The 25,743-nt window shown below is 46.3% G+C and carries 22 protein-coding genes and 1 tRNA gene; 14 read left to right on the forward strand and 9 right to left on the reverse strand.

Going from position 1 to position 25,743, the window contains the following annotated elements; all coding sequences use genetic code 11:
* Positions 1–7: 7 nt before the first annotated feature.
* From GH808_RS09215 to GH808_RS09250, 8 genes are all read right to left on the reverse strand, one after another.
* A complete protein-coding gene (locus GH808_RS09215) occupies positions 8–334 on the reverse strand; it encodes a P-II family nitrogen regulator (RefSeq protein ID WP_186842495.1) in 327 nt (108 codons plus the stop codon).
* 32 nt (positions 335–366) lie between these two features.
* Complete coding sequence (nifH, locus tag GH808_RS09220) at positions 367–1,188, reverse strand: nitrogenase iron protein (RefSeq protein WP_186842496.1); 822 nt, start codon at positions 1,186–1,188, stop codon at positions 367–369.
* Positions 1,189–2,010: 822 nt separating this feature from the next.
* Entirely contained in the window at positions 2,011–2,961 is a 951-nt protein-coding gene (locus tag GH808_RS09225; protein ID WP_186842497.1) for a hypothetical protein, read from the reverse strand.
* Between the two features lie 9 nt (positions 2,962–2,970).
* Positions 2,971–3,612, reverse strand: a complete 642-nt coding sequence (locus GH808_RS09230; RefSeq protein WP_186842498.1) for a Fe-only nitrogenase accessory AnfO family protein — start codon at positions 3,610–3,612, stop codon at positions 2,971–2,973.
* Between the two features lie 181 nt (positions 3,613–3,793).
* Positions 3,794–4,276: a DUF6773 family protein gene (locus tag GH808_RS09235; protein ID WP_186842499.1), complete on the reverse strand. Its 483-nt coding sequence runs from the start codon at positions 4,274–4,276 to the stop codon at positions 3,794–3,796.
* Positions 4,263–4,475 carry a helix-turn-helix transcriptional regulator gene (locus GH808_RS09240; protein WP_186842500.1) on the reverse strand — a complete coding sequence of 71 codons (213 nt, stop codon included), beginning with the start codon at positions 4,473–4,475 and terminating at the stop codon, positions 4,263–4,265. Before GH808_RS09240 ends, GH808_RS09235 begins: the two co-directional genes overlap by 14 nt.
* Before the next feature lie 305 nt (positions 4,476–4,780).
* On the reverse strand, positions 4,781–5,662 hold the full coding sequence (locus GH808_RS09245) for an SPL family radical SAM protein (protein ID WP_186842501.1): 882 nt from the start codon (positions 5,660–5,662) through the stop codon (positions 4,781–4,783).
* Between the two features lie 19 nt (positions 5,663–5,681).
* A complete protein-coding gene (locus GH808_RS09250; RefSeq protein WP_186842502.1) occupies positions 5,682–6,359 on the reverse strand; it encodes a pentapeptide repeat-containing protein in 678 nt (225 codons plus the stop codon).
* Positions 6,360–6,601: 242 nt separating this feature from the next.
* Between GH808_RS09250 and GH808_RS09255 the strand changes: the two genes are divergently transcribed.
* The 3 genes from GH808_RS09255 to GH808_RS09265 are packed head-to-tail and all read left to right on the forward strand — an operon-like array spanning position 6,602 to position 9,512.
* A complete protein-coding gene (locus GH808_RS09255; protein WP_186842503.1) occupies positions 6,602–7,810 on the forward strand; it encodes a pyridoxal phosphate-dependent aminotransferase in 1,209 nt (402 codons plus the stop codon).
* A 14-nt stretch (positions 7,811–7,824) separates the two neighbouring features.
* Positions 7,825–8,772, forward strand: coding sequence for a 3'-5' exoribonuclease YhaM family protein (locus GH808_RS09260; RefSeq protein ID WP_186842504.1), 948 nt, complete (start codon positions 7,825–7,827; stop codon positions 8,770–8,772).
* Positions 8,773–8,783: 11 nt separating this feature from the next.
* The gene (locus GH808_RS09265; RefSeq protein WP_186842505.1) at positions 8,784–9,512 is read left to right on the forward strand and encodes an acyl-[acyl-carrier-protein] thioesterase; all 729 of its coding nucleotides are present in this window, start codon (positions 8,784–8,786) and stop codon (positions 9,510–9,512) included.
* A 106-nt stretch (positions 9,513–9,618) separates the two neighbouring features.
* Here GH808_RS09265 and GH808_RS09270 read toward each other — a convergent pair whose 3' ends face one another.
* Positions 9,619–11,613 carry a fructose-1,6-bisphosphatase gene (locus tag GH808_RS09270; protein ID WP_186842506.1) on the reverse strand — a complete coding sequence of 665 codons (1,995 nt, stop codon included), beginning with the start codon at positions 11,611–11,613 and terminating at the stop codon, positions 9,619–9,621.
* 240 nt (positions 11,614–11,853) lie between these two features.
* Here GH808_RS09270 and GH808_RS09275 point away from each other — a divergent pair, with 240 nt between their 5' ends.
* The 11 genes from GH808_RS09275 to GH808_RS09325 all read left to right on the forward strand — a co-directional run bounded on the left by GH808_RS09275 (position 11,854) and on the right by GH808_RS09325 (position 25,537).
* Positions 11,854–12,486: a cobalamin B12-binding domain-containing protein gene (locus tag GH808_RS09275; protein WP_243166171.1), complete on the forward strand. Its 633-nt coding sequence runs from the start codon at positions 11,854–11,856 to the stop codon at positions 12,484–12,486.
* A 14-nt stretch (positions 12,487–12,500) separates the two neighbouring features.
* Positions 12,501–13,205, forward strand: coding sequence for a GntR family transcriptional regulator (locus tag GH808_RS09280; RefSeq protein ID WP_186842507.1), 705 nt, complete (start codon positions 12,501–12,503; stop codon positions 13,203–13,205).
* Positions 13,206–13,258: 53 nt separating this feature from the next.
* Positions 13,259–13,334: transfer RNA gene (locus tag GH808_RS09285), tRNA-Val, on the forward strand.
* Between the two features lie 335 nt (positions 13,335–13,669).
* On the forward strand, positions 13,670–14,272 hold the full coding sequence (locus GH808_RS09290) for a DUF1819 family protein (RefSeq protein ID WP_186842508.1): 603 nt from the start codon (positions 13,670–13,672) through the stop codon (positions 14,270–14,272).
* On the forward strand, positions 14,273–14,851 hold the full coding sequence (locus tag GH808_RS09295) for a DUF1788 domain-containing protein (protein WP_186842509.1): 579 nt from the start codon (positions 14,273–14,275) through the stop codon (positions 14,849–14,851).
* 14 nt (positions 14,852–14,865) lie between these two features.
* Complete coding sequence (gene brxC / locus GH808_RS09300) at positions 14,866–18,534, forward strand: BREX system P-loop protein BrxC (protein ID WP_186842510.1); 3,669 nt, start codon at positions 14,866–14,868, stop codon at positions 18,532–18,534.
* 133 nt (positions 18,535–18,667) lie between these two features.
* Entirely contained in the window at positions 18,668–22,336 is a 3,669-nt protein-coding gene (pglX, locus tag GH808_RS09305) for a BREX-1 system adenine-specific DNA-methyltransferase PglX (RefSeq protein WP_186842511.1), read from the forward strand.
* An 11-nt stretch (positions 22,337–22,347) separates the two neighbouring features.
* Entirely contained in the window at positions 22,348–23,376 is a 1,029-nt protein-coding gene (locus GH808_RS09310; RefSeq protein WP_186842512.1) for a hypothetical protein, read from the forward strand.
* 212 nt (positions 23,377–23,588) lie between these two features.
* Positions 23,589–24,050: a DUF6508 domain-containing protein gene (locus GH808_RS09315; protein ID WP_186842513.1), complete on the forward strand. Its 462-nt coding sequence runs from the start codon at positions 23,589–23,591 to the stop codon at positions 24,048–24,050.
* A gap of 45 nt (positions 24,051–24,095) precedes the next feature.
* Complete coding sequence (locus GH808_RS09320; protein WP_186842514.1) at positions 24,096–24,428, forward strand: AlbA family DNA-binding domain-containing protein; 333 nt, start codon at positions 24,096–24,098, stop codon at positions 24,426–24,428.
* The gene (locus GH808_RS09325; RefSeq protein WP_186842515.1) at positions 24,425–25,537 is read left to right on the forward strand and encodes an ATP-binding protein; all 1,113 of its coding nucleotides are present in this window, start codon (positions 24,425–24,427) and stop codon (positions 25,535–25,537) included. The genes GH808_RS09320 and GH808_RS09325 overlap by 4 nt, the downstream gene beginning before the upstream one ends.
* Positions 25,538–25,743 lie beyond the last annotated feature (206 nt).

Here is a 25,743-nt window from a genome sequence, read left to right on the forward strand (position 1 = left end):
CACCTCCTTACAGGCCGACTTTTCCAGTACTGATTGTATATGCCTCTTCCACGGGAGAAATAAAAATTCGGCCATCTCCAAAAGCACCTTCTTTGCCGGTTTTCGCATTTTTGGTAATGATTTTTATCAGATCATCTTTGTCTTCATCATTGACGATTGTAATCAGCATGACTTTGGGAATTTCATCATAATAGACATCGCCGACCTTGATGCCCTTCTGTTTGCCACGTCCGTAGACGTCCAGTTTTGTAACCGCCGGAAAACCGCCCTCCAGCATTTCGGATAAAACAACCCCTGTTTTTTCTGGTCTGATAATTGCGCGTACCATTAACATATGAGCACTTCCTTTCTTTTTTTTGTGTATTACTAGATATCCATCAGGCCGTGATCCATCAGGATCTCTTCCAGTCGATCCTGAGCCATCGGTTTCGGAACAACAAACATGTCATTGCCGTCGATGGCGGCGGCCAGGCTGCGGTATTCATCGGCCTGGACAGCGGTATCGTCGAATTCAAGCACCGTTTTTTTGTTGATTTCAGCACGCTGGACCATGTTGTCGCGGGGGACAAAATAGATCATTTGAGAGCCCAGCTCCTTGGCGAAGGCTTCAACCAGCTCTTTTTCACCATCGACATTACGGCTGTTGCAGATGATGCCGCCCAGACGGACACCGCCGCTGTTGGCATATTTCTGAACACCTTTAGAGATATTGTTGGCAGCATACAGGGCCATCATTTCGCCGGAAGCGACGATGTAGATTTCCTGCGCTTTTCCTTCACGGATCGGCATTGCGAAACCGCCGCAGACGACGTCACCCAGGACATCATAGAAGACATAATCGAGATCATCGGTGTAGGCACCCAGTTGCTCCAGCATGCTGATTGAGGTGATGATCCCCCGGCCGGCACAGCCGACGCCTGGTTCGGGTCCCCCGGATTCGACACATTTGATGCCTCTGAAACCAGCCTTCAGGATGGCATCCAGTTCAATTTCTTCACCCTCTTCACGCAGGGTATCCAGAACCGTTTTCTGGGCCAGACCGCCTAACAGCAGTCGGGTTGAATCGGCCTTGGGATCACAGCCGACAACCATGATTTTTTTGTCCATTAAGCCGAGTCCGGCGGTCAAGTTCTGTGTAGTGGTCGATTTGCCGATACCACCTTTTCCATAAATTGCGATTTGTCTCATGATTTTTCCTCCAAACATTTTTTTAGAATTCAATGACTATCCAAATCCGTCATAAAAGCAGAGGTCCCGATCCGCCAGATGATGGGGATCGAGACCTCTTTGTCTAAGGGGGGTGTTTGGATAAAACAAAGGAAGTCTCAATCCGCAGATAAATGGCGGGATCAAGACTTCCTCGTCTAAGGTATTTAGTTTAACCGGCAATTGCGAAAGTCCCGTTGGCTTTGCGGTCAGTTTCGCACGAACCAATTTTTACACTGTACGGCGGACAGTCTAGCGACTGTTCGCCTACACGTTACAAAACTGGTTGTGGAAACTGATCGTAAAGCAATAATTGTTCGCTATTTGCGAGATTCGTAACGGCCTGATTAAAATAAGGTCTTGACCAATCGCCAAAACGGCGGCAGATCAAGACCTCATTGTCCAGGATGGGTAAGAAAAAAGGTCTTAACCAGCCACGCAAACGGTAGCTGATTAAGACCTCTTTGTCTAAAGGGGGATGAATAGTTAAACGAAAGAGGTCTTAACCGGCCGCGCAATTGCAGTTGATTAAGACCCTGTTGTCTCACTAAAATTTGGATTTGATTGTTTTCTATGCCCTTATTATCCACGTGCGGACCGGGAAAGTCAAGCAGCTTTGCATGTAAACCCTTTTCATGTTTGCCTGAGTCGGAAAACGGACCGAAATACGCATGCTTGTTTGTATCGATCCGGCATGATCATTTTCTATCTGTTTATCAGGATGAAATCAGTTTCACAAAATGCCCGTATATCCATCCGGAAAAGCGGGTAGAGAATCCTTAATAAATTCTTAAAGATTATGGCTCAGCCGCAATGGGAGCATTCGGAGCAGTTGCCGCAGGCCTTTTTCAGGGGATCATGAACCAGTACGGAACGGACCTGACTTGTTAACAGATCAACTGCGATGACCGTATCTTGGACAATCTCCAGCGCATTTTTGTGAAAAAGAACGGTCATCGGTTCGGGGATCATCACCTCCGGATCGATTTTTCCGGGTTTCATCACGGGCTGAACAAGCTGGGTGCTGCCGGAGGTGGTGACCATCAGGCCGCTGTTGGAAGTCAGCAGGGAACTGATCGTGCCGTCCTGGCCATAGGTCACCGAGTTCTGGTCGCAGTTGATGCCGTGGGCATTGCAGTCATAGGCCAGGATGATGCCGACAGGGGTATCGACGGGTTCCGGCAGTGCGGGCTCGAAGCTTTTAAGGTTGCCGTTTTCGTAAAGAGAAAACCCGTAACGCACCTTGATCAGACCATCGGGACTTTTTATTTCGATGATTTCCTGTGGCCACAGAGTTAAACTCTTCAGGGCGCCGCTTTCATAGAAACACAGGCTGACGATCTTTGCCGTGAAATCACCCACCAGCAGATCAAAAGCAATGGGTTCGGCCAGGGTGTATTCATCATTTTCGGTCCAGTACCCGTTGATCCGCCCGTTTAAAGGAAACAGCCGGTGGATGCTGCCGCTTTCATAAAAGCTGATGCGCTCGGCGGAAAGCAGGCCCAGGGAAGTGGCTACCCCGGTTGCTGCCGCCAGATCAATGCTTTTTATCTGGCCGCTTCTGAAGAATTCAAGCGAAAGCCCCTCCCGGTTTCTCAGCGTGGATTCTCCGTGATTTGGTATCAGAGTGCCAAGCGGTGTTTTGATGTGGTTCGCCTGATTAAAGGCGCAGCCTTTGAGAATACCGTTTTTATAAGTTTCCGAAAAGGTCACGCCGGTCAGCGGGCCGTATTTTTTCGTTTTGATGCTGTTCATTTCAGTCTCCTATTCTTCGCATACGACATGAGTGATGACCACATGCTGGCCGGCAGCATCTTCGGTCGGCTCGGTGTAAGCGAGTCCCATTTCGGGGAGTTTATTTTCAAACCACGGCGGAATGTGGCTGCATACCACTTCCAGGGCGTAAAAGGGGGTGCCCTTCAAAAAAGGCAACAGAATCATCTTGGTACTCAGTTCAGGATGGGATCGCTGCACTTGGTTCAGATCCAGAAAATAGCGGCCGGCATCATCCGTTGCCACCGGGGCTTTGGACACCGGATTGGTATCCGTTTCAGTTTCCTGGGCAAGATCGATTAGATCGGCCTGGATGGCATCCAGCAGACCGAGGTCAAAATCCGCAGCTTCGCAGATGATGAAGCCGGCTTTATCAAAAATCTGGTAGGGAATGCCGGTCAGGGATTGGGTGATGATGATCCGGCAATCGTCAAAAACAGCAATGATCCGGGGGACATTTTCCCGGATCGCGGCGATGCCGCCGGAGAGCTCCGACTTCACCGGAATTTTGCCGGATTGACGCCAGGCTGGACCCTCCTTTGTATAAAAAACAAGGTTTGTCGTGGTATCGAAACGGGTAATCTGATCGGTATCATCACAAAAAACGGCCATTACATTAGCATTTCTTTTCATTTGCTTACCTCATTATTTGAATTCCCTGGAAATATTTCCTGAAAAGGAATAAATTAAATAGTAGTATAGCACAGAAATAAAAAAGTGCGACTAATTTGACGCCGCAATGGTGAAAAAACGATTGCAGAAATTTTGCCTTGAGCAAATAGCAGACATAAAAAAAGAGAGCTTTTTAAACTCTCTATTCACTGTCATCATCAGTAAATTCGTCTTCCAGTTTTTTCTGTCGCTTCTTGACCAGGGTGCCGGTGATAAACAGGGCGGCAAAGATCAGGGCAAAGAGCATGGCGAAGATAAAGGCGGTCAGAGCGCCCAGCGCCAGCAGATTGTCTTTAAAATAAGGGTTGTTCATGTACATGGTAATGGCATAAATTATGGCAAAGGCTGCGGAGCCGATGAGGCTGTAGATCAGGTAGTTTTTAGTGGTCGGCTTACTGTAAAAATCCCACTGGCCCTTTTTATAGCAGCCCACGATCACGCCGATACATCCGACCATGAAGATACTCCACTCAAAACCCCACTGGCTAAAGGGGGCATTTAAAATCATCGATTGTACAATGATGCTGCCCAGCAGCAGCCAGAAGAGAATCCAGAAGCAGACGTGCTCGATTTTATACAGCTCCAGTTCCTGGCGTTCATCCACGACTTTCTTAAATTTTTTCATTTTCATTTTCCTCCCAGAATAAATCGTTCAGTGTTTTTCCCAGTGCTCTGCAGATGGCGATGCAAAGCTGCAGGGACGGATTGAACTTTCCGGCTTCGATCATGCCGATAGTCTGCCTGGTCACACCGACCATTTTGGCCAGCTGCTCCTGAGAAATCTCATTTTCAACACGCGCGATTTTCATTTTTAAATTTTTCATCGAATCCCTCCCCTGTATTACAAATAGTATACTATATCCGTTATAATGTCAACTATATATTGCATAAAGTTTGGAATAAATGACATACAGCAGATTTATCCCCATGAAAAAAAGCCGGATTGCTCCGGATCAGACTTTAGATAAGGGCCTAACGCAGTACCGACAATTGTTATATCGTGTTGTTTGCATCAAGGCGAACAGGCGATAGCCTGTCCGAATTGCAAGCAAACAACTGATTAACAATTGGTCGGTACGGGTTTAGCGATAGCATCAGCGAGATTGCTCCGGCTGATGGACGGTGTTTCTCACAAAAAAGTCAGCTGCTGGCTGCCGTGATCAAGTTTGTAGCTGGCGATGATATCCGGCATTCGGTAGAGGATGCCATGACGGTCGCAGTCGCGCTTGAAGGCAGTCCAAAGGGAGCCTGCCTTGGGACTGGCACAGCTGTACTGATTGCCGAACGTTCTTAGATACTTATCTTTGATGCCCGGAAAATGCTGATCCAGTTTTTCATAAAAATACAGGGCCTGCCGGTCACGTAGTGTCACGCCGAAAGCGGGGTAGATAAAACGGGCACCGCTTTTGGCAGCAAGCCTGACGATGCTTTTGATGTTTTCCTCGGTATCGTTGATAAAAGGAAGAACCGGCATCAGCAGAATGCCGCAGTAAATGCCGCTTTGGGAAAGCTCTTGGATGGCAGCAAAGCGCTGGCTGCTCGGCGCCGCGCCGGGCTCGATGATCCGGGAAAGGGCATCATCGGCAGTAGTGATCGTCATTTTGACGATCACCGGCGAACGTTTCTGAATGGCGGCAAGCAGATCTTTATCCCGGGTAACAAGCGGACTTTTGGTGGCAATGGCCACCCCGAAACCGTGGGCGCGAATCAGTTCCAGGGCCTGTCTTGTCAACTGGTATTTTTCTTCGCACGGGTTATAGGGATCGCTCATGGCGCCGGTGCCAACAACGCCTTTTAAAGCTTTGCGCCGGAGATTGTCGTTAAGAATCAGCAGAGCGTTTTCCTTGGCTTTCACCTGATCGAAGCGCTCAATGCCGTAGCATTCACTGCGGCTGTCGCAGTAGATGCAGCCATGGGAGCAGCCCCGGTAGATATTCATGTTGTAGTCGGTGCCGAACCAGAAATTGTTTTTGGTCCGGGTCAGCATGTTTTTAGCGGGAATGGTTTCCATCTTAAGCCTCCCAGTTAAATTATTTTACAATCAGGCCCAATAATTTGGCCAGCTCCGCAGCCTGATAGACGGTGACAGCAGCGCCGCGCAGATCGTCAATGGCGACAATCAGACCGCTGATTTCACAGCTGGTAAAATCCAGGCCTTTTAAGGGCGTTTTGAAAAAATTGGCTTCTTGAAAATTTGCACCATCGAGTTCAATCTTGGAAAGTTTACACTCGGAGATGGTGGCACTGCGCAAATCGCAGTCTGAAAAAATAGCATCTTTGATCCTGGCTTTGCTGAAGTTGGCATATTGCAAACTACTGTCATCGAAGAACAGGTTCTGAAGCTGAGCCTGATAAAAATCGGTGCCGATGAGTTTGCTGGATTTGAATTCACAGCGGTTGAAATAACCCTCACCGAAATTGCTGTTGGACAAGTTGCAGGACTGAAAGCGCACATCGCGCAGATCAATTTTTTCAAAAGAGCAGTCGCTGAACACACAGTTTTCAAACAGGGATTCCCGGAAAGACAGCCGGGATAAATCCACATCGGATAGCATCAGGTCTTTAAAATGCTGGTTTTCGATTTCCGTTTCATCCTCCCTTGCTTGTTGAATCAGTGTCGGGAGATCAGCTGTCGTTTCCAGATCAGGGTGGATGTTTGGTTTGATGATTTTTATTAGTTTTTGGCCATTTGGCTTGTTCTTGTTCATGTTTTTGCCAACGCCGGGATGGTTAATAAATCGGTTGGCATGATCTTATCCTGCCTTTCTGAGTATTTCATTAATTTTACCATGGCAGTTTGCTGGGGGGCAATCAATAAAGTCCGATTATTTGCATTTCTTTACAATAAAGTTTATAATTTCCACAGAACCAGAATTTGAGTCAGACTTGGCAAATAACAGGATTCTTCACGGGACTCAATGACATGAAATACAAAAAACAGGAGAAATAAATGGAAACCTCTTACCGCATCCAGAAAATGAGCGAGCCGGCCCTGCTCAAGTACTATCCGCTAGTCAGCGAAGCACAGAAAAAAGGAAAAAAAGTCTATTTCCTGAACATCGGCCAGCCTGACATAACAACACCGGAGGGCTTTTTAAAACGTGTGAACAGCATCGATCAGAAAGTGCTGTCTTACCAGGCACCGGAGGGAATCACCGCGCTGCGGGAAGCCGCTTGCGGCTACTATAGCCGCCTGGGACTCAACTACGATACCGGGGACTGTCTAGTCACCAACGGCGGCAGCGAAGCGCTGTTGTTTACCTTTATCGGAATCTGCAATGCCGGGGATGAGATTCTGACAGCTGAGCCGCTCTACAGCATCTACAAGGAAATGGCAGCCGCCACGGATGTCAAGCTGGTGGGCTTCAAGACTTATGCGGAGGACGGCTTTGCCTTGCCCGATCCATCCGTGATCGAAGCCGCCATCACGCCCAGAACCCGGGCGATTCTGATGACGAATCCCGGAAACCCGACGGGAAAAGTCTTTACAAAGAAGGAAATCGAAGTCATGGTGGAACTGGCGCTCAAGCACCACCTGTACCTGATTTCCGACGAGGTCTACCGGGAATTCATCTACGGTGACGAAGGCTATCAGAGCCCGGCCCAGTACGACGAGCTGGCTGATCAGTTCATCCTGGTCGACAGCATATCCAAGCGCTACAGCGCCTGCGGAGCCAGAATCGGCTTCATTCTGTCGAAAAACCAAGCTCTGATGGAACAGCTGAAAAAACTCTGCCAGATGCGTCTGGCCGTATCCACCCTGGATCAGCTCGGCGCAGTGGAGCTGCTGAATCTGGACCAGCACTTCTTTGACGGCATTTTGGCGGAATATACAAAGCGACGAAAAATTGTCTATGATGCCCTGCAGAATATTCCCGGGGTCATCTGCAAGGAGCCCATGGGTGCCTTTTATTTCATGGCAAAGCTACCGATTAAAGACGCGAGCCATTTCATCGAATGGATGATCAACGATTTTGATTATTTGGGAGAAACCGTGCTCTTGTCACCAGCCAACGATTTCTATCTGAACCCCGCGGACGGTGCCGACGAGGTGCGCATCGCCTATGTGCTAAACGGTGCGGATATGCTAAAAGGGATGACAATTCTAAAACACGGCCTGGAAGCCTACTGCATGGCTTTCCCGAAAGCCTGTAAATAAAAGAGGAGAAAAAATTGGAAATCAAATCAGTACAAAAAGGACAGGATTATCTGGGGTATCTGTTCATCAAGTCCCAGATGACAAAAACGGCGACCAACGGGAGCCGTTATTTCAACATGGTTATGAACGACGTGAACTTCGACGAAATCGATGCCAAAAAATGGGACGTGAAACCTGAAGATGAAGCCATCTACACCAACGGAAAGCTGGTCAAAATCAAGGGGAAAGTTCAGGAATTCAACAACCGGCTGCAGCTGATTGTGTCAAAAATGCGTCTGGTGGACGAAAATGACGAGGTCTCCATCGATGACTACATCGAAACGGTACCCGTCAACATCGACGAAATGATCGGTTATATCAACGACACCATCGACGATTTTACAAACAGCGACATCAAAACCATCGCCAGCCGGATTTTCAACGATCAGGTCGGGCATCTGTCGTATTTTCCAGCCGCCAAGAAACATCATCATGCCATCAAGGGCGGACTGCTGTATCACACCTATTCGATGCTGAGAATAGGCAAGAGTCTGGCCGGCATCTATCCCTTCATCAACAAGGATCTGCTCTATGCCGGAGTCATCCTTCACGATATCGGCAAGATCAATGAAATGGTGTCCGACGCCAACGGCTCTGTGTCGGACTACACGCCGGAGGGAAAACTGCTGGGACATATCACCCAGGAAATCGTGGATCTTGAAATCGTCGGTAGCGAACTGGGAACCGATCCCGAATGCCTGATGCTGCTGAAACACATGATTCTCTCCCATCACTACCAGCCGGAGTTTGGAAGCCCGAAACGGCCGATGTTTCCGGAGGCGGAGCTGCTGCATCACATCGACATGATCGATGCCCGGATGTACACGATGGAAAAGGCCATCGACCGCATTGAACCGGGCACATTCACAGAGCCGAACTGGAGCCTTGACGGCATCAGTCTATATCGCAGAAGTTTTGAATAGGAGATGGGATAATGGCGGTTGTAACATCAGAGAAAAGAAGAATCACCTGTTATGAGTCAGATTACGCAGGGAAAATGCTGCCGACCACGGCGATGAATTATTTTCAGGAAGTGTCGACCAACCAAGGGGATACGCTGGGCATCGGCAGCGATTTCCTGAATGAAAACAGCATCGCCTGGTTTCTGGTCAAATATGTCATCCGTTTTAAAACTTACCCCCGCTACAAGGATGAAGTCATCGCGACGACGCAGGCGACGGGCATGGACAAATTCTGTGCCATCCGGCGCTTTACCATCGAGGATAAAAAGGGCGAGGCGATGGTAGTCGCTGATACCCAGTGGATGCTGATCAGTCGTGAAAACGAGAAGATGGAACGCATCAGCGAGTATCCGGAATTCGACGTTTACGACTGCCACGAAAAGGGCGAACCGGTCTTCAAAAAGATCGCCAAGATAAAGAATGTGGATTACGCCAAAACCTTCCATGTGCGGTTTTTGGACATCGACTTCAACAAGCATGTTAACCATGTTAAATATCTTGCCTGGGCCATCGAGGTTCTGCCGCTGGAAGTAGCGGAAACCATGGATCTGACCGAGGCCAAGATCGTCTACAAGGCGCAGTGCTTTTACGGCGACACCATCGAAGCCCTATGTGAAAAGCTCAGCGAAAAACTGTTTCGTGTGGACATCGTTAACCAGGAAAACGTGTTGCTTTGCCAGCTGGAACTGAACCTCGGCTAGAACGGAAAAGGACGATTGCAGAATTTCTTCTGCAATCGTCCTTTCTGCTTATTTTAACCAAACCGGCAGCAAAGCAATTACTGTTTGTGCGTCAAGTATTTTATATTTAAATCAGTTTTTCCTTGATAATCCCCTTGCGATAGGCGGAAATCAGCATTTCGAGATCTTCAACCTGACTCAACAGCGCCTTGCCGTTGTCAGTGTCGCGGACGCGCTTTCGATCGGCTGATTTTTCCACCACCGAGAGGGTGGAATTGATATCGATCCCTTCGGCGATGGCTTTCTCCACCGATTCAAAGGGATCATGGCTGATCAGAATCAGACCGTAGGAATTGTAGATCAGGGTGTAGCCGGCAATTCCGGTGGTCTTCTGGTAGGCTCTGGCAAATCCGCCGTCGATGACCAGCTGTTTGCCTTTGGCGCGGATCGGGCTTTCGCCGGATATGGCCTTGACAGGAATATGCCCGTTGATCAGATGGCCCTCTTCCGGGTCGACGCCGAATTCAGCCAGGATATTTTTGGCCAGGACATCATCGTCGTCAATCAGCGAATAGAACGGGACATAACGTTCTTTGTGCGGCACCTTGTCGTCGATGAAATAGCGCTCAAAAGTTGCCATTTTGTCTTTTCCGAACAGCGGCGAGTCCTCGTGGCACCACAGAAACCAGAGAATGTCCGATTCGTTGTGCGGGGTACACTGATCGGTATTGCCGAAATAAGCCTCTCTGGCCATCTGGTCGAATTTGTCCATCAGCTCTTTTCCGGTATAATCGCGCTTGTCCAGGCGGAGGGTCTTGAAACTGCCGTCGGCATTGAGCAGGACGCAGGCGTGAAACAGCAGGTTGTCGTTGAAGACTTTGTACATGCTGCCTTTGGCGTACATAAACCGGATGTGCTTCTGAAGCTTTTCGCTGTGCAGGAAAGCGTAAACCAGGCGATCCACCACCAGGGCTTCTTCTTCCGTCAGTTCACAGGGACTGTTCGGGTTAAGGGTGGGAAAATATACGTCATTCAGAGGATAAACCACCCCTTCGACAGAAACCGTACCGTTCTCAAAGTCGATGGCGCGCAGCAGCTGGCGCTTTTCCATGTGGTATTCGGGATGATTGTCGATCAGGGCTTCTTCCAGTTTGAACTGGATGATCGAAATCGCCTTGTGCATTTTTCCCATCAGCGTGATTTCCTGATCCGTCACATTCTGCGGCTCGGATATTTTGGGCACGAAAGCAAGACAGGGATCCTCGGCGTAAACCAGGTTTGCAAAAGAGGCCAGGGGCAGAAGATTGATGCCGTAACCGTCCTCGATGACGTCCATGTTGGCATAGCGCAACGCGATGCGCACGGCGTTGGCGATACAGGCGGCGTTGCCGGCAGCGGCGCCCATCCAGAGAATATCGTGATTGCCCCACTGAATGTCCAGGGAATGATGCTGCATCAGCGTATCCATGACCACATCCGGACCGGGGCCACGGTCGTAAACGTCGCCGATGATGTGCAGGTGATCAATGGTCAGCCGTTTGATCACCCCGGAAATCTCCACAATAAAATGCTGGGCCCGGTCCAGTTTCACCAGGCATTCAATGATTTCATTGTAGTATTCCTTTTTGTTGAAACGGTGTTCGTCTTCCTGCAGTAGCTCCTCCATGATGTAGGCGAAATCCCTGGGAAGGGCTTTTCTGACCTTGGAACGCGTGTATTTTGAAGCCGCGGCGCGACAGACAGTAACCAGACGGTAAATGGTGAGCTTGTACCAGTTATCCAGAGACTCCTGGTTTTTCTCCCGTTTGATCAGATCTATTTTTTCTTCCGGATAATAAATTAGTGTAGACAGCTCTTCCAGCTCCTCAAAGGCGATGGTGTTGCCAAGCTCCTGGTGCACCTTCCGTTTGATGGTGCCGGAAGCGTTCTGCATCACATGATTAAAGGCTTCATGTTCACCATGAATGTCAGTCAGAAAATGCTCGGTGCCCTTTGGTAAATTCAGGATGGCCTTGAGATTCACTACTTCGCCGACGGCGGTGGTGATGTTCGGAAAGCTCTGGGACAGAAGTTCTAAATATTTCTGATTTGCCTGTAATTGTGTTTTGGTAAAAGAATGCATTAAAATGACCTCTACTTATCATTTGAATCTAAAAACTGTAAATGTTTTCGTAATTGATTATACACTTGAAAACACTAAAAAGCCATAAAAAATAAGTGGCGATAGTAAAGACAAACGGATTATTAAATGATAGAATAGCTAGGAAACCGAGAGACGAACGAAGTAAACGTATAAATGACAGGTTGATTTAGTTAAGCCTGGCGCTTGATAAATAATTTTAACAGATAAACAGGTGATAGTATGATGGATACAAAAATTATTTCAGCCGTGGAGACAATAGATGAAAAACGTGCCATGAAACTGGTCGCGGCGGAAATTGAATTGGGAAAAGACAAGAAAGAAATATCAAATCAGCTGAATTATGCGCTTCAGCGTGTCGCCACGCGATATGAAGCAGGGGAATACTATATCGCTGATCTGATTATGGCCGGAGAACTGGTATCGAATCTTCTCAAAATGATGGGGATGGACAGCACCCAGTTGATCAACGGTAAAAGCCTGGGCAAGGTGGTGGTCGGCACGGTCTTTGACGACATTCACGATGTCGGCAAAAACATTTTTGTGAGCATGCTCAGAGCCGAGAATTTTGAAGTGGTGGACATCGGGACGGACGTATCCACGGAAAAATTCATCGAGACCATCAGAAAAGAAAAACCGGATATCCTCGGCATCAGTGGCATCCTGACTTCCGTGGTTGAAAACATCAAACAGGTCATCGACGAGATCAACGCCCAGGGACTGCACGAGAAGCTGAAGATCATTCTGGGCGGAGCCCTGGCCGGAACAGACTATGCAAAATACGTCGGTGCCGACGGGTATTCCGGCGATGCCATTGAAGGTGTCAGCATCTGTAAAAAATGGCTTGAACAATGAATGGGTGATCAGCGATGAAAAAAATTCTCTATCTCGATATCGTCAATGATATCAAAGGAAAAATTGAAAAAGGAATGATGAAGCCCGGCGATCTGCTGCCGTCGGAACATGAAATGTCCGAGCAGTATGACGTCAGCCGGACGACACTGCGAAAAAGCCTGGCGCTGCTGGTCAACGAAAAATACATCTACACGATTCCCGGCAAGGGAAATTATGTGTGCGAGCCGTCGTCCAATCAGTACCAGTTTTACTTTGATGAAATCGACAGCCTCAAAGGCGAAATTGAAGAAGTGAAACTGGTCAGCGTCGGGGTCATCACGCCGGGACGAAAGCTCATGCGCGAGCTGAAAATCGGATCTTTCGAAAAGGTCATCAAAATTCAGAAGGCGGTGGAGATAAAAAATGAAGTCATTCAGTATTCGACGATTTATCTGCCGTACCAGAAGGGAAACCCCATCGTTGAGGATGTCATCAATTTTGCAAATTTCCATGGCATCATGGAAAAAGGGAAGCTTCAGTTCCAGCTAAAAAAGGTGCTGAATATCGATATCGTCAATCCACCGCTGGAAGTCCGGGATCGGCTGAACATCGATCATGACGAATGCTGCTTCCTGGTGTCCCAGAACATCATCTCAATGGAGGACGGCATGCCGATCAGTTACAATGAGTTTTTTATCAAGCGGAATTATTTTACCCTGTCCGCGGAAACAACTTTTTAAAAAAGACTTTACTTTTTGAAAATATTCAGGTAAAATTATCAAGCAGTAAAAGTGATCTCGTAGCTCAGCTGGCAGAGCACTACCTTGACATGGTAGGGGTCGTTGGTTCAAGTCCAATCGGGATCACCATATTTGAAGTATTGCGTCCTTCGGGGCGTTTTTTTTATGTAAAAAAACGAACCTGTCCCAAATCTGTCCACTTCCAGCCCTTATAATCAAGATAGTTATATTATTCGTTTCAGCTAGGACAAATGTCAAAGGTGGTATCAACAAAATTTCCGGGAAAAGGTCGCCTTGGATTATCCCCAGTTAATAAGGGCTTGCAGCAGGATAAAGCGTTGCACTTGATTAAAAATAGGTGTAAAATTCTTTTAGTGTGTATAAAAAGTGCGTGCGATTTTTTCACAACAAACCAGATAATTCTGGGATGTCACTAATTGAAAAAAATACCGGAGGAAATCAAGATGCCCAAAAAAGAATACAGTGCCGGAATGACTAAGTTTTCCTTCTGGTTTTCAGAATTTAAAAAGATGGTTCAGCTACAAGACCGTGGCAAAAGCCTGGACGACATTAAGCAGATGAATCTAGCCGAAAACATCTTCTCGGCAACAACACCGAAGCGGGCCAGCCAAATCTTTAATGCAGTATCAACCCGCATAAAAAGTTTAGATCCAACCTTCTATACCGTATTTAACCAAAGCGACATTGCCAACCAGAAGATCATTGTCTTAATCGCCATTATGGAAACAGACAGTTTATTCTTTGATTTTGTTTACGAAGTCTACCGTGAAAAGCTGATCATTGGCATGGCCGAACTGGCGGACAGCGACTTGAGCATTTTCTTTAAAAACAAACAACTGCAAAGCGAAAAAGTTGCCAAATGGACGGATCATACCCTAAAAACGTTGGGGAAAAGTTATAAAACCGTTCTGACTGAAGCGGGGGCCATTGATCGCTCAAAGGGCAACCGAAAAATACTAAAACCAATCCTGGACCGGTCGCTGGAAGACTGTCTGGTACAAAATGGTATGGCGGTGACTCTCCATGCCTTAACGGGGGTACGATAAATGGCGACATTAGCAGAGCGACTGGATCAAGCCGAAACGATCATCAAAACCGAAAGCTTTCGCCAAAACAAAGGACTGGGCAATGAGGTGGGTTATTATATATTTGATTACCCGGCCGAGAAAGAACTGGCAGTCCGGGAACGGATCCGATATATGCAGGGAAAAAACAACCGGGGATCCGATGGGTTTGAACTAAAGGTCTTTGACCTCTACGATCTGGTTATTGATATTCTGGAGGCCGAAGGCTTTCTGGAGCAGTGCTTCCGCTTCGAACAGAAAAAAGGCATGGAGCGGATTATCAAAGCCGTGGGCAATCTGCTTCAGGTAAACGATGAAAACAGCCTGATTGTGAAGCACATCCAGGAGAACACCCCAGCGGATGCCGTGGTCTTTCTGACTGGTATCGGCAAATGCTATCCGATCCTCCGCTCGCACAAGGTGCTCAACAACCTCCATCAGGCCATCGACCGGGTGCCAGTGGTGCTGTTTTTTCCGGGAAAATACGACGGCCAGGAACTGGTGCTGTTTTCCGAAATCAAAGACGACAATTATTACCGGGCCTTTAAGCTCGTAGACTAAGGGGAGAGAAAACTATGTATATCAAGGATATGTTCGCCAAACCCATTGACCGGGACATTAAGGGCGTTATCAAGGTTGGTCAGGCCGATGACGAAAACATCAAACAGGAACTGGAAGAATATGTAGTCACTGAAGAACTGCAGAAACATTTTGCCGATTTTTTTACCAGCTATCGCAAAGGCATCAATGGCCATACCGACAAAATGGGTGTCTGGATCTCCGGCTTCTTTGGCAGTGGTAAATCCCACTTTCTGAAAATCTTATCATATCTGCTGGAAAATAAGCAGGTTAACGGTAAAAGAGCCCTGGATTATTTTGTTGATGATGACAAGATCGGAGATGCTATGGTTTTGGCCGACATGAAATTGGTCGCCAGCGTCCCCACCGATGTCATCCTCTTTAACATCGATTCCAAAAGTGAAATGACAGGCAAAAACTCTAAGGATGCGATTGTGGCGGTGTTTTTAAAGGTGTTCAACGAGATGCAGGGCTACTGCGGATCGATCCCTTATCTGGCCGATTTGGAACGAGAACTGGATGAAAAAGGTCGTTACGAGGAATTCAAAGAAAAATTTGAAGACGATTTCGGAAAAAGCTGGGAATCCTCCCGTCATAAATTTGATTTTATTCAGGACAGCATTGTCGATGTGCTGGATGACATGGGTTTTATGAGCGAACTGGCGGTACGGAACTGGTGCGAAAAATCCACCGATCCCTATCCCTTAAGCATTGACGGTTTTGCCCGGCTGGTCAAAGAATATCTGGATGGCAAAGCCAGCAATCATCACATTGTTTTTCTGGTCGATGAAATCGGCCAGTATATCGGCGATGACTCCAAACTGATGCTCAACCTGCAAACCGTCACCGAAGATCTGGGCACTGCCTGCAATGGAAAGGTCTGGATTGTGGTCACCAGCCAGCAGGACATCGATTCAGTGACCAAAACCAAAGGCAACGACTTCTCCAAAATCCAGGGCCGTTTCGACACCCGGCTCTCCCTGTCATCAGCCAACGTGGATGAGGTCATCAAAAAAAGAATTCTTGATAAAAACACCACCGGTGAACAAACCCTCAGCCTCCTCTACGAAAACAAGGCCACAATCATCAAAAACCTGATCGTCTTCAATGACGGGATTGAAAAAAAACTCTACGCCGACGAACGGGATTTCGCAGCTGTCTATCCCTTTGTCCCGTATCAGTTTAATCTGCTGGCCAGCGTGTTAACCTCCATCCGCACCCATGGGGCATCCGGTAAGCACCTCTCCGAAGGGGAACGCTCGATGATTGCACTCTTCAAAGAATCCGCCATGAAGCTGATGAACCAGGAACAGGGTGCCATCATTCCCTTCAATGTCTTTTATGACGCCCTCCACCAATTTCTCGACCACAGCCATAAAGGCGTGATCACCCGGGCCCTGGACAACGCCTACATCAACCCCGACCATCAGGCTGACTGCTTCAATGTCAACGTTCTTAAAACCCTGTTTATGATTAAATATGTAAAAGAGATCACCGCCAATCTGGACAACATCACCAGCCTGATGATTGCGGAGATTGACACCGACCGGATTGCCCTGAAGAAACAGGTGGACGAAGCCCTGAAGGTGCTGATGCGCCAGATGCTGGTCCAGAAAAACGGCGAGATCTACGTTTTCTTAACCGATGAAGAACAGGAAATCAACCGCGAGGTGGACAGCCAGACGGTGGAAATGGCCGAGGTTATCAGCAAGGTCGCCGAACTGATTTTTGAGGTGATCATCCCGGACAAGAAATACCGTTATCCGGCGTTAAACGGACGCTACAACTTTGCCTTCAATCAATTGGTCGATGACCGCCCCTATAAATCGAACCAGAACCATGCCATTGGGGTGGAGGTGATCACCCCCAGCTCCGATTACAGCGATGACGAAACCAACCTGCGAATGAAGTCCGGCCGGGAACAGAAGGTCCTGGTGGTACTCCCTAACGACGGCGCCTTTATCTTTGAACTCCAGAATGCCCTGAAAATCGAAAAATACCTGCGTCTGACAACTACCGACCGACTGGCCAAATTTGAGCAGATCAAAGAAGCCAAGCGGGTGGAGATGCGGGAAAGAAACGAAAACGCCAAGCTCTTTTTAGTGGAAGCCATGAAAAAGGCCGATATCTATGTCAACGGCGATAAAACCCAGATCAGCCAGAAGGACGTCACCGCCCGGATCACTGATGCGATTGGCAAGCTGGTGGCCACGGTTTATCATAAACTGCCCTATATTGACACCGCCATGGGGGAAGTCAATATTCGTGCTTTATTTAAAAGCTCTTCCCAGCAGGCCTTGTCCCTGGAGGGAACAACCAATCCCAATGCCCATGCCCTATATGATGTGCTGTCGTATATCGGTGCTAATTCCGTCCAGCATACCAAAACATCGATGAAGTCAATCATGGACCGTTTTATCAAAGCCCCTTATGGCTTTGTGGAAGATGACGTGGAGTGGCTGGTGGCCAGGCTGTTTAAAGACGGGGATATTTCCCTTACCGTCAGCGGCGCCTCGGTGACCCTTTTGAATAAATCCGAAGAGGAAGTCATCCGCTACCTGACCAAGAAAGAATATGTCGAAAAGCTCCTGACCGACCGTCGGGAAAAAGCCAATGACAAACAAAAAAAAGCCCTCCGGGAAGTCGCCAAAGAACTCTTTAATGTCTCAAAAATGGATGACGATGATGATTCCATGATGAGTGCCTTCCAGCGGTACGCTCAATCCCTGATGAACGATCTGGAAAAACTGGAAATCAGCTACGAGAACCACCACCTGCCCGGGAAGAAAATTGTCGATTCGGGACTGGCTCTCTTGCGCTCGGTGGTACAGATCCAGTCTCCAGTGGAATTTTTCAATAAGATCGATCGGGATCGGGATGATTTTCTGGATTTTGCTGAAGATTACGAACCGGTCAAAGCCTTTTTTGCCGGGGAACAGATTAATATTTTTATCAGGGCCCAGGAAAAGATAAAAATCTATGATGAGAGCCAGACCTTTATTGTCAGCAAGGAAATCGAAGACCGGGTAGCGGAGATTAAACAAATTCTGAAAATGTCCGCCCCCTATAACGAGATCCCCAGGCTACCGGAACTGATTGACCGCTATGTCCATGCCTACAGCCATTATCTGACCGATCAGCTCCCGCCGATTATCGATGCTATCAACGGAGCCAGGAAAAGGGTCTTTGATGAATTGGAAACCCGAGCCTTCAAGGATGATTTGGACAAAGACTACACCCAGAAGTTCAGAGCCCTTGAGGATAAGGCCAACGCCTGCAATAACGTTGCCACCCTCCAGAACATTAAAGTAGAAGCCGATACCCTAAAAATTAGACTGCTCAATGAAATCACCGCAAAAGATCAGAAGGAACGGGAACGACAGGAAAGCGAGCGACTGGAACGGGAACGGCTTGAAAAAGAACAGCAGGAAAAAGACCGCACCAGAGAAAAACCGGGCACCTACAAGAACGACAAAACCTCAGTAACACCGCCACCACCCCAGCCAAAAATCAAAAAGAAAAAGAACATCAGCATCAAGGCCATCAATCCCCAGGTAACCTGGCAGATCGAAACCCCAGCCGACCTGGACGCCTGTATGACTGAACTGAAAAACCGGATTCTGGCCCAGCTGGAAACCGACACCATCGTCAACATCGAATTCTAATTTGAAACAGACAATGTTTCATGGTGGGCACCGCCCGCCTTTGCCTGTAAAAAACCAACCTAATGCATCATTTCGTAGGGGCGATCCGTGATCGCCCGCTCCCTTAACCCCAATCCACAACAGAGAGGTAATCATGAACAAAACAGCCATCAAAACCTTCGCCATCTGGGCCCGCAACAAGCTTATTGATGATATCACTTATAAAGCCGGACTCCTCGGCATTACCGATAAAGAAATCAAGCCCCCCTTGCCCCAGTCTACCTCCACCGTTCAGTTTTTTGACATCGGTACCAAAGAACCTTATGCCATCACCGGCAATGATATAGAACAACGCCGAAAACTGGTGGAAGCTCTGGTGAATAAAGACGCCGACCATCCCACCGCCTTTAAAAATCTGGTGGAAGAGGTGGCCTATACCTGGTTTAACCGCCTGATCGCCGTGCGCTTTATGGAAGTCAATGACTACCTGCCTACCCGAATCCGGGTGCTGTCATCCGAAAGCCCGGGTAAGCGGGAGCCGGATCTGGTTACTCGTCCCTTTGATGCGGAGCTGGACTATTCCCAGTCGGAACAACAACAAATCGCTCATCTCCAGGACAATAACCTGTGGGATGAGCTGTTTCGGATGCTCTTTATCAAGCAGTGCAACGCCTTTAATGCGGTTCTGCCGGAGCTGTTTGAAAAAACCAACGACTATACCGAACTGCTGATGAACGTATCCTTTACCGATCAGGATGGCGTTGTTTTTCATCTGGTTAATGATATCGACGAAGATGATTTTAATGTAGAAAAAGAAGGCCAGGTGGAGATCATCGGCTGGCTGTATCAATATTATAATACCGAACCCAAAGACGAGGTTTTCGCTCTCCTAAAAAAGAACGTCAAAATCACCAAAGAGCGCATCCCCGCGGCCACCCAGCTGTTTACCCCAGACTGGATCGTCCGCTATATGGTCGAAAACAGCTTGGGACGGCTGTGGCTGGAAGGTCATCCCAATGACAGTCTGAAAGCGGACTGGAAATATTATCTGGATGAAGCCGAACAGGAGCCGGAGGTACAAAAACAACTGGATGTCATCCGGGAAGAGTACAAAAATATCCGCCCCGAAGAGATTAAAATCATTGACCCCTGTATGGGTAGTGGTCATATTCTCGTTTATGCTTTTGATGTGCTGATGGCCATCTACGAAAGCATGGGCTACAGCCAGCGCGATGCCGCTAAAAGTATTCTGGAAAATAACCTCTTCGGCCTGGACATTGATACCCGGGCCTATCAGCTGGCTTATTTTGCCTTGATGATGAAGGCGAGACAATATAACCGGCGGATTTTAAATGGCAAAAACCGGCCAAAGGTCTATGCTTTTGCTGAAAGCAATGGCTTAAACCGAACCCATTTATATGCCTTAGACACCGGTTTTGATAAAGAAGAACGGGAAGTGGCAGTAGCGCAGATCGAAAAACTCCTGCAAACCTTTGTTGATGCCAACGAATATGGCTCAATTTTAAAGATGGAAGATTTGAATTGGGAGTTGCTGAGGTCTTATGCCGATTCGTCCATTACCCGAGGTCAGATAAACATCGATAGTATTGGCGTGGAGGCGACCATTGAACGATTCAAAGGGCTTATTGAACTGGGCCAAGTGCTGGCGCAAAAATATGAGGTGGTGGTGACCAATCCGCCATATATGGGTAGTAGTGGTATGGGGACAAAGCTTTCGGATTTTGTAAAGAAGCAGTATCCGGATAGTAAAGCTGATTTGTTTGCGGTATGCATAGAAAAAGGGAATGAGATGTTAAAACCGAATGGCTACAATTGTATGGTAACAATGCAGTCATGGATGTTTTTACCAAGCTTTGAAAAAATGAGAGCTAAACTGCTGACAACAAAAACTATTACCAATCTCATGCATATGGAGAACATGGTTATGGGGATCGCATTTGGTACGGCAGTTGCCGTATTTAGAGAGCACCATATTAAAAATTTCAAGGGCACGTACAACTTGATTAAATTGGCAGATGTGAAGGAGGATCAACCAGTAGAATTCCCTGTGATTGGAAACCGATTTGCTCAAGTAAGTACGGAGAATTTTTCTAAAATACCGGGGATGCCAATTGCTTATTGGGCTTCAAAAACACTAATTGAAGATTTTATAGTTGGTGATAGGATGGATAGTATTGTAAAGCCAAAACAAGGGCTTGCCACTGCAGATAATGATCGGTTTTTACGCCAATGGTTTGAAGTAAACATAAATAAGATTTCATTCGTATGTGAAACGCTCGATGCATCCAAAACTGCACATAGAAAATGGTTTCCTTATAACAAAGGCGGTGTGCGTAGACAGTGGTATGGCAACTATGATTATGTAGTTAATTGGGAAAATGATGGAAAAGAAATTCGTAATTTTAAGGATAATAAAGGAAAAGTCCGATCAAGACCTCAAAATACTGATTTTTATTTTCGAGAGTCAATAACATGGTCTTTAATCACAAGTGGTGGATTTAGTATTCGTTATCGTAAGATAGGGAGTATCCATGATGTGGCAGGAATGTCTGCATTCTCCGAGGATCATGAATTAATTCTATATATTCTTGGTTTATTGAGTACAAAGATTGCAAACTATGTGTTTAAAATGCTAAATCCAACGATTAATTTACAAATTGGTGATTTTAACAATTTTCCCGTAATTAGGACAGGCAACAAAATGATTATACTTGACATAGTAAGAAGAAATATATCAATTAGTCAAACCGACTGGGACTCCTTCGAAACCTCCTGGGATTTCAAAACCCACCCCTTACTAGCCTTCCGTACCAATGTCGATTTGGGCGTGCTCCGCTCCTACGAACAGGATGAAAACGGTCATCTGGTTGATACCGAAACCACCTTAGGTAACGGTGGCATCCAGACAGCCTTTGAACGCTGGCAGGATTTTACCGAGCTCCAATTCACCCAGCTCAAACAAAACGAAGAGGAACTCAACCGGATATTTATCGACATCTATGGTCTCCAGGATGAACTCACCCCGGAGATCGAAGATAAGGATGTGACCGTACGTCGGGCTGATCTGGGCCGGGAAATCCGTTCCTTTATTTCCTATGCTGTCGGTTGCATGTTCGGCCGTTACAGCCTGGATACTGAAGGCCTGGCCTATGCCGGTGGGGACTGGGACAGCGGCAAATATCAAACCTTTATCCCGGATCAGGATAATGTTCTTCCTATCACCGATGAAGAATATTTTGAAGATGATGTAGTCGGCCTCTTCGTTGCCTTTGTTAAAAAAGTGTATGGGGAAGCGACCCTGGAAAACAATCTGGATTTTATTGCCAATGCCTTGGGTAACAAAGGCAATACCTCCCGGGAAATCATCCGCAATTACTTCCTGAAAGACTTTTTCAAAGACCATTGCAAGGTTTATCAGAAACGCCCGATCTATTGGCTCTTCGACAGTGGCAAGGAAAACGGTTTTAAAGCCCTGATCTATCTCCACCGTTACAATACCGACACCATCGGCAACCTCCGCATCGATTACCTCCACCGGATGCAGAAGGTCTACGAAAGTGAAATGGCCCGCATGCAGGAAACCATCGACAACAGCACCAACCCCCGGGACGTCTCTGCGGCCACGAAACGCAAAGAAAAGCTGATCAAACAGCTCAAAGAAACCAAAGAATACGACGAAAAAATTGCCCATCTGGCTCTGGCCCGAATCGAACTGGATCTGGATGACGGGGTTAAGGTGAATTATGAGAAAGTGCAGACGGATGTGGAAGGTAAGAAAATTCAAGTACTGGGGAAAATATAAGGTGATGCGAAATGAATGAACTGATAAATAAAGAAGTTAAACATAAAAAGTTCGGTGTTGGTAAAATTACCGAACTAAAAAATAATTACATTTATGTATCATTTGAGAAAAAGACAATAGAGTTTAAATTTCCAGAAGCATTTAAAGAGCATTTAAGTATCAATGATTCAATTCTTGCAGAAAGACTACACGATTTGATCGTGAAACAGGAAAAACAGAAGCAAAATGAAAAGATAATTGAAGCAGAGAAACGAGTGAATTGTTTAAAAACCAGCACTATCAATGAGACAGCCAATCAAAGAGTTCGGATAACATCAAAAAAAACAAACAAAAATGGCAATATTGCATTTAAACTAAATTATTGTGATGGCGGACAGACTGCTAAACAGATTGGGTTTAATGGCGTGTGTAGTGATAAGATAATCAAATACAACATCTATGAAGAGGAACGAGCCTGGTGTAGTAATAGAAGATCTCCGTGCTATGAACATTATATCAGTTTCAATCCAAACCGAAAGAAATTAGAGGGCTTAATGGGGGATGAACCTGATGGCGATTATGTATGTTATGAAAGCCAGATCCTACGTAGCTGGAGAGCAGGTGCAGGTGAAACCAGCAGTGGTCAAACAAAAAGAATTCGAGAAGCTCAGCAGAATAAATTAGCGATACTTACGACAATTTTGCCTTATATGGAGGAAGAGGATAGGATTATTTTCGGCTTGTTTTTGATCGATGATATTTTTCAAGGCGATAATGAGGAGTCTGGATACGTCGCATCAAATTCCAGGTATAGAATTAAACTGTCAATGGACGAATCGAAGCAAATGAAGTTTTGGAATTACTACACGAACAGTAAGGACTCTGGCATTGCAAGCTGGAGAACCGGTTTGTTTCGGTATCTGGAAGATGAGATCGCATTAAGGATTCTATGTGATGTGATTAAGTTGAAGCAAGATAAAATAGAAAAAGAATTGGCTGAGGAATTGTTAAACCACTTTTTAAAAGTTAATGGAATTGATCGTAGTTTGATTATATACTGAGTGGTATCTTTGTTATTGTTACTATGTTTGTGGATGAAGAACCTCTTTTGAACAGTCAGCCGGAACTGATCTTTTATATGATAGATAATGAAGTGGATTTTAATAAAGCGATAGATCCAAACAACAAAATGAAATGCTCATAATGGTTGATCGTCCAATAAGATAAAGGGGATTGGTACAGGTAAATGGTTCAGGGTCAACTGGAGAAAAGTATGAAAATTGATGCAAAAAACAGAAATGATCATAGTCAAAAAAAAGAACAATTTGCGGTATTAACAAAATACATCAATGAGTTGGCAGAAGCAGAAGTATTTGGCGAATGGGTAGTTGATCGTAAAAATGACGGCTCTCCGGAACACCCAATTCAATTTCCTTTTGTGAATTTCAGCAGGGTTTCGGAGGCTTTTGTAGAGGATTTCTATAAGTTCTCAGAAAGCCATCTAGAATATGAGCTTCAGCAATATGGTGACATCCTTGAAAGAAACGGACTCAAATGGGATAATGCATTAATGCGACGAGCAGATGTTGAGAATTTAGATGAACAGGTAATTCTGGCCCTGATGATGGGTGCCATCCGTGCAGAACGATTCTGTGATGGTGCTCTGCTTGGCTTTTTTGAAGACGGCTATATGTTGAAATGGCTAAAGCGTTTGAAAGAGATTGATACCAAGTAAAAAGCTAATTGGGAACAACGATACAATGGAAGGGATAATAAACCAATGGAAGAACTGCTTACAGGCGAATCCAGTAGTATTGAATATAAACAAGAAGTGCCAAGCAACAGTGAAAAGTATTTAAAAACCATCATCGCTTTTGCCAATGGCAATGGTGGTCAAATGGTTTTTGGAATCGAAGATAAAACCTGTCAAGTGGTGGGCATTCCACAAGATCAGGTTTTTATGACGGCGGATCGGATCACCAACGCCATTGCTGACGCCTGCCAGCCAGTTATTTTGAAATTAAATATAAAACTATTGAAGAAAAGACGATTATTATCGTCAAGGTGTTTCCGGGGGCAAGACGACCCTATTATCTTAAATCAAAGGGCATGATGGAAGGGACTTATATTCGTGTTTCTGGAACAACACGCAAGGCCGATGATTTTGTGGTGAAGGAATTATCCTTTCAGGGAGAAAATAAATATTACGATCAGACGATTGCCCTATGCCAAACCGTTACCCAAGATCAGATTAAGGCATTGTGTCACACGATGTACGATTATGCGATCAAACAGTGTACAACAGCGGGTGAAAGAGCTGAAGTAAAAACAGTGGAAGAAAAGCATCTGATTGCCTGGGGATTGTTAGTGCAACGTGAAGGCAAAGTTTTTCCCACAAACGGGTTTTTATTATTAACCAACAACCCTTTTTTAGAAGCATCGATTCAATGTGCGTTATTCAAAGGGACGGATCGGACTGTTTTTATCGATCGTAAAGAGTATGATGGCGCCCTATTTGAACAGGTTGATGAAGCCTATCGGTTTGTCCTGCGCAACATTCGGATGGGTGCAGAGATCAATGGCTTATATCGTAAGGATGTTTATGAACTGCCGATCGACAGTATCCGGGAATTGATTGCCAATGCGGTCAGTCATCGCTCATACCTGGATCCGGCAAAGGTTCAGGTTGCCATTTATGATGACCGGCTGGAAGTGACTTCGCCGGGAATGCTGATTGGTGGGATAACGATCGAAGATCTGAAATCGGGTTGTAGCCGGCCGAGAAACCGTGGTATTGTGAGTGCCTTCACCTATATGAAGATTATTGAGCAATGGGGAAGCGGTATACCGAAAATGATCAGTGCCTGCAAGGAAGCTGGTTTACCGGAACCGGAACTGAAAGAAATGGGCGGAAATTTTCGGGTGAATATGTTTCGGCCGGGAGAGAAGACCACGCAAGCTACCACGCAAGCTACCACGCAAGCTACCACGCAAGCTACCACGCAAGCTACCACGCAAGCTAACGAAGAGATCGCTAAGTTACTTGAATTTTGTGAAACACCGAAAAATCGAAAAGAAATTCAAGAATACATGAAATTCGAAAATCGTGAGTACTTCAGGAAAAGCATTCTTAATCCACTGATAAAAGCGGGACTATTGAAGCTGACGATGCCAGAAAAACCAACCAGCCCCAATCAGAAATATTATCATAGTGTGGATTAAGGAACCAATAGCGAACAAATAAGGAACGAATTATTTCTAAAAGGTGCCAATAATGCTGGCACCTTTGACACCATTTCTGGCACCTTTGGCACCAATTAGTAGGTTGTGATTGAGTAACAGCGGATCATTACCATTGTTGAAACGGAGGGATATCATAAACGTGATATGGTTGAATGGTTCAGAGTGTTTCTTTTTGCGCTAATATA

The organism is Acetobacterium fimetarium, assembly GCF_014284475.1.
Classification (GTDB): domain Bacteria; phylum Bacillota; class Clostridia; order Eubacteriales; family Eubacteriaceae; genus Acetobacterium; species Acetobacterium fimetarium.

Coding starts and splice junctions, on each gene's coding strand:
- GH808_RS09275 (WP_243166171.1), top strand. CDS start 11,854: ATGATGGATACAAAAATTATTTCAGCCGTGGAGACAATAGATGAAAAA.
- pglX (WP_186842511.1), top strand. CDS start 18,668: ATGAACAAAACAGCCATCAAAACCTTCGCCATCTGGGCCCGCAACAAG.
- GH808_RS09270 (WP_186842506.1), bottom strand. CDS start 11,613: ATGCATTCTTTTACCAAAACACAATTACAGGCAAATCAGAAATATTTA.
- GH808_RS09295 (WP_186842509.1), top strand. CDS start 14,273: ATGGCGACATTAGCAGAGCGACTGGATCAAGCCGAAACGATCATCAAA.
- GH808_RS09320 (WP_186842514.1), top strand. CDS start 24,096: ATGGAAGAACTGCTTACAGGCGAATCCAGTAGTATTGAATATAAACAA.
- nifH (WP_186842496.1), bottom strand. CDS start 1,188: ATGAGACAAATCGCAATTTATGGAAAAGGTGGTATCGGCAAATCGACC.
- GH808_RS09215 (WP_186842495.1), bottom strand. CDS start 334: ATGTTAATGGTACGCGCAATTATCAGACCAGAAAAAACAGGGGTTGTT.
- GH808_RS09235 (WP_186842499.1), bottom strand. CDS start 4,276: ATGAAAAAATTTAAGAAAGTCGTGGATGAACGCCAGGAACTGGAGCTG.
- GH808_RS09245 (WP_186842501.1), bottom strand. CDS start 5,662: ATGGAAACCATTCCCGCTAAAAACATGCTGACCCGGACCAAAAACAAT.
- GH808_RS09225 (WP_186842497.1), bottom strand. CDS start 2,961: ATGAACAGCATCAAAACGAAAAAATACGGCCCGCTGACCGGCGTGACC.
- GH808_RS09255 (WP_186842503.1), top strand. CDS start 6,602: ATGGAAACCTCTTACCGCATCCAGAAAATGAGCGAGCCGGCCCTGCTC.
- GH808_RS09280 (WP_186842507.1), top strand. CDS start 12,501: ATGAAAAAAATTCTCTATCTCGATATCGTCAATGATATCAAAGGAAAA.
- brxC (WP_186842510.1), top strand. CDS start 14,866: ATGTATATCAAGGATATGTTCGCCAAACCCATTGACCGGGACATTAAG.
- GH808_RS09265 (WP_186842505.1), top strand. CDS start 8,784: ATGGCGGTTGTAACATCAGAGAAAAGAAGAATCACCTGTTATGAGTCA.
- GH808_RS09230 (WP_186842498.1), bottom strand. CDS start 3,612: ATGAAAAGAAATGCTAATGTAATGGCCGTTTTTTGTGATGATACCGAT.
- GH808_RS09310 (WP_186842512.1), top strand. CDS start 22,348: ATGAATGAACTGATAAATAAAGAAGTTAAACATAAAAAGTTCGGTGTT.
- GH808_RS09240 (WP_186842500.1), bottom strand. CDS start 4,475: ATGAAAAATTTAAAAATGAAAATCGCGCGTGTTGAAAATGAGATTTCT.
- GH808_RS09290 (WP_186842508.1), top strand. CDS start 13,670: ATGCCCAAAAAAGAATACAGTGCCGGAATGACTAAGTTTTCCTTCTGG.
- GH808_RS09315 (WP_186842513.1), top strand. CDS start 23,589: ATGAAAATTGATGCAAAAAACAGAAATGATCATAGTCAAAAAAAAGAA.
- GH808_RS09250 (WP_186842502.1), bottom strand. CDS start 6,359: ATGAACAAGAACAAGCCAAATGGCCAAAAACTAATAAAAATCATCAAA.
- GH808_RS09325 (WP_186842515.1), top strand. CDS start 24,425: ATGATGGAAGGGACTTATATTCGTGTTTCTGGAACAACACGCAAGGCC.